Source organism: Pricia sp. (assembly GCF_041745955.1).
GTDB lineage: Bacteria > Bacteroidota > Bacteroidia > Flavobacteriales > Flavobacteriaceae > Pricia.
The window spans coordinates 1-3,655 of the sequence record NZ_JBGTHY010000243.1; the positions used below are offsets into that span (position 1 = coordinate 1).

Sequence of the window (3,655 nt, forward strand, 5' to 3'; positions counted from 1 at the left end):
TTGCTTCTTGTTTTTTGCCAGTAACCGACAATCATTCGAACAAAAAAGAGGGTTTCCGATTGGCTGCTCTCTTTTTGATTTTCAATGTTGGGATTTCAAAACACTTTTTAGACCAATAAATCGGGTCATCGATAATATGTATCGGCACACAGAGTAGCTGGGTTTCCAACCTCTAGATTATCTCCCATTAGTTCGGGTCAAATGCATTACCAATGCTTTCTATCGATAAACCCTATCCTTCTATCGAAAACAAAAAAAGGTTCTTCAATTCATTCTAATCTTTGTCCCGAATTATAAAAGACTTTTATGAAAACAGTTCTACTTATTAAGAATATTTATTTAGAGGGTTTCAAGAATATCGGAAATTATATCGTCCGGAATTATTTTAAGGTGTTTACTTGGTTTACGCTTGCAATGCTCGCCATTGTCATTTACGCTTTTATATTAAGGCTGTCTACCGGTTTTGCGTTTGCTTGATTTTAGCAAATGGCAGGAGTTTTGAATAGAAAAAGAGGATTCGTCATTATTCTAGCAATGTTTGTCATTTCATTAATAATTACATTTTCCCTGTTTATTTGTTTTGGTTGATAGACCCGTACGGCAAAAGAAAAAATTGGATGGGGTCAGAGTTTGAAAAAACCTGACCCTCAATTATTATCCATATTCTACGTGGGTTTCAAACTTAGGAATTTTTAGGTTAAAATAAAGTATCGATTTAAGGCTTTTTGAGGCTTTCCGGCATTAGTTTTTCAGTTTGTAAAACTTGATTAATCACTTCCAAAACCATATTTATTATTGTAAATGGCGGCAAACGCGATACCGATGAACCGGCTCAGTCCGACTCCGTTTGTACCCGTCCAGATAAGGCCGGCACTATCTTGAACAATGCTCGATACCGCGCGTTGCGAACTACTTTCTTTTATGGGATGAAAGCTGTAATCGGGCACGGCGTCTTGGGCGGCCGTTTTGAAACAGGCTACAACGACTATACTTCCGATATACAGGATGTTTTTTAAAGAATTTATTTTCAAAACCACCACCTAGAATTTACAAAACACTAAATTTAAGCTGTAATAGTGCATTTGCCTAATCCTTGAGCTGCTTGCCTTGGTTTTCGTTCAACTGAGTTTTTTGGGCGGACGGATCTCGTTAAATTCACAATAAAATGATTAGGTCGTAAGCATTTCTTAACGTTAAAACCTTTACACATAGTAATTAAATATCGAATATTGTACATTAATATTTACTATTTGTAAACTAATTTATGCAGTCCTTGAGAATCGATTCGAAAAACATGCGGTTTTTGACCCATGGCGCCTTGGCATCGTTCGGCACGTATTTCTGTATGTATGCGTTTCGGAAGCCTTTTACCGTGGCTACCTATGAAAACCTTGACTTTATCGGTATCGATTATAAGATTGTCTTGATCATCGCCCAGGTCATCGGGTATATGCTTTCCAAATTTATCGGGATAAAACTGATTTCCGAACTAAAGGCCGAAAACCGCTTAAAATATCTTTTGGCCATGATTGCCTTTGCCGAATTAAGCCTTATCCTGTTCGCTTGGATACCTTCGCCCTACAATTTATTTTTTATGTTTTTGAACGGACTTTCTTTAGGGATGATATGGGGCGTTGTTTTCTCTTACGTGGAAGGAAGAAAGTTTACCGAGATTCTTGGGGTCATACTTTGCTCTAGTTTTATTGTATCCAGCGGAGTGGTAAAATCGGCCGGACTTCTGGTGATGACCTATTTCAACGTTACCGAATTCTGGATGCCGGCCGTAACCGGAGCCTTCTTTTTGTTACCTTTTATTGGTTTTGCCATGATGCTTGACCGCATGCCGCCACCGACCGAAGAAGATAAATTCTTACGGAAAGAGAGGCTGCCCATGAGCCAAAAAGACCGTAAAAAGGTCTTGGCCAGTTTCTTTTTCCCCATCCTTATTCTTGTGTTTTTTTACGTTTGCCTGACCGCCATGCGTGACTTTCGCGATAATTTTTCCCGTGAAATTTGGGACGCCGTCGGATATAAAGGCGATGTGGCCATTTATACCCTTTCCGAAATCCCCGTGGCCATCGTCGTACTTTTGTCCATTGGAATGTTCGCGTTCATCAAAAATAACTATCGCGCCTTTCTTTCGTATCACTATCTGCTGATTTTAGGTGCCTTCTCGGTAGGTGTCAGCACCCTGTTGTTTCAAAACTCGATAATTGATCCTGCCCTTTGGATGATATTGGTCGGTTTGGGGCTTTATATTTGCTATGTTCCTTTCAACTGTATTTTTTTTGATAGGATGATCGCTACGTTCCGTATAAAGGGCAATGCCGGATATCTTATTTACATCGCCGATGCCTTTGGCTATTTGGGAAGCATGGCGGTACTGCTCTACAAGAATTTTGGTCATAACACGATTTCGTGGTTGCAGTTCTTTATGAACGGCACCTACATTATATCCGTCATCGGTGTTGTGATATCGGTGCTGTCGCTATGGTATTTTAAGAGAAAATATAGGAAGGCACAGTCTGTGCCCGAAACCAATTACATATCGCAGACCTATGAACAACCAATATGATCTGATCGTTGTGGGGGGCGGGGTGCTCGGCACTTTCCATGCTTATCATGCCATCAACAACGGTTTAAAAGTGGCCCTAGTGGAAAAAGATGCAAAACCCCAGGGCGCGACCGTTCGCAACTTCGGCCAAGTAGTACCTTCGGGAATGGATGCCAAATGGCAGGCCTATGGGCGTGAAAGCTTACGTATCTATAAAAAAATACAGTCTAAATTCGATATTTCGGTGCGGCAGGAAGGGAGTATTTATTTGGCATCCAATGACGAGGAAGTACAGTTGTTGGAAGAATTACGCGCTATCAACATTTCCAATGCATATCCCTCAGAACTATTAACCAAAGAACAATGCTTACGGAAATATCCAAATTTGCGTAGTGATTACGTAAAAGCAGGCCTTTTTTTCCACGAAGAGGTTATGGTAGAACCAAGGGTAATGATTAATCGATTGCACAAATATTTAGGGCAATCGGGGCTGCACATATATATGGAGGAAACCATTCTAGAATGTGATGTGTTGCGAAACGGGGTGCAGTTGTACACGGCACAAAATCGCATGTTATCGGCCCCAAAGGTCATTATCTGCAGCGGAAATGATTTCAAGATCCTTTATCCGAAACTGTTCAACGACAGCGACTTGGTCGTTTCAAAACTACAGATGATGCAGACAAAGGTGCAACCTAATTATAGGTTGCCGGGCTCTATATTGACCGGGCTATCCATCCGTCGGTACGAAGCTTTTGCCGAATGCCCTTCTTTTGCCGCCATAAAGGCAAAAGAGAACGCCGATTCCTTGGAAAAAAAATGGGGCGTACATATCCTTTTCAAGCAAGCGACGGACGGTTCGATGATTCTTGGCGATTCGCATGAATACGCACCGGCAAGCCGAATCGATGAACTTGGAATGGATTTGAATATGGATATTGACAACTTTATCATACAGGAAGCCAAGAAAATCATTGATCTTCCGACCTATGAAATCCAAAACCGCTGGTATGGGCTATATTCGCAGTGCAAAACGGCCGATATCTACCAAAAAACCATCGACGAGGACGTTCATATCGTGACCGGGATCGGGGGTAAGGG

General features: G+C 41.4%; 4 protein-coding genes. 3 read left to right on the top strand and 1 reads right to left on the bottom strand.

Annotation, left to right across the window (positions count from 1 at the left end):
- Positions 1–306 precede the first annotated feature (306 nt).
- Entirely contained in the window at positions 307–477 is a 171-nt protein-coding gene (locus tag ACEW8S_RS08775; protein ID WP_373517781.1) for a DUF6747 family protein, read from the top strand.
- A gap of 290 nt (positions 478–767) precedes the next feature.
- On the opposite strand, the gene ACEW8S_RS08780 is transcribed toward ACEW8S_RS08775, so the two are convergent.
- Positions 768–1,031 carry a hypothetical protein gene (locus ACEW8S_RS08780; protein ID WP_373517782.1) on the bottom strand — a complete coding sequence of 88 codons (264 nt, stop codon included), beginning with the start codon at positions 1,029–1,031 and terminating at the stop codon, positions 768–770.
- Positions 1,032–1,264: 233 nt separating this feature from the next.
- Between ACEW8S_RS08780 and ACEW8S_RS08785 the strand changes: the two genes are divergently transcribed.
- Together ACEW8S_RS08785 and ACEW8S_RS08790 are read left to right on the top strand one after the other, a co-directional pair.
- Positions 1,265–2,575: a DUF5690 family protein gene (locus tag ACEW8S_RS08785; protein WP_373517783.1), complete on the top strand. Its 1,311-nt coding sequence runs from the start codon at positions 1,265–1,267 to the stop codon at positions 2,573–2,575.
- A partial coding sequence (locus ACEW8S_RS08790) for a TIGR03364 family FAD-dependent oxidoreductase (RefSeq protein WP_373517784.1) occupies positions 2,559–3,655 on the top strand: 1,097 nt, incomplete at its 3' end. The genes ACEW8S_RS08785 and ACEW8S_RS08790, both read left to right, overlap by 17 nt.

What these genes read in the sequence shown, in the direction of transcription:
- ACEW8S_RS08775 (WP_373517781.1), top strand. Translation starts at nt 307, where the DNA reads ATGAAAACAGTTCTACTTATTAAGAATATTTATTTAGAGGGTTTCAAG.
- ACEW8S_RS08785 (WP_373517783.1), top strand. Translation starts at nt 1,265, where the DNA reads ATGCAGTCCTTGAGAATCGATTCGAAAAACATGCGGTTTTTGACCCAT.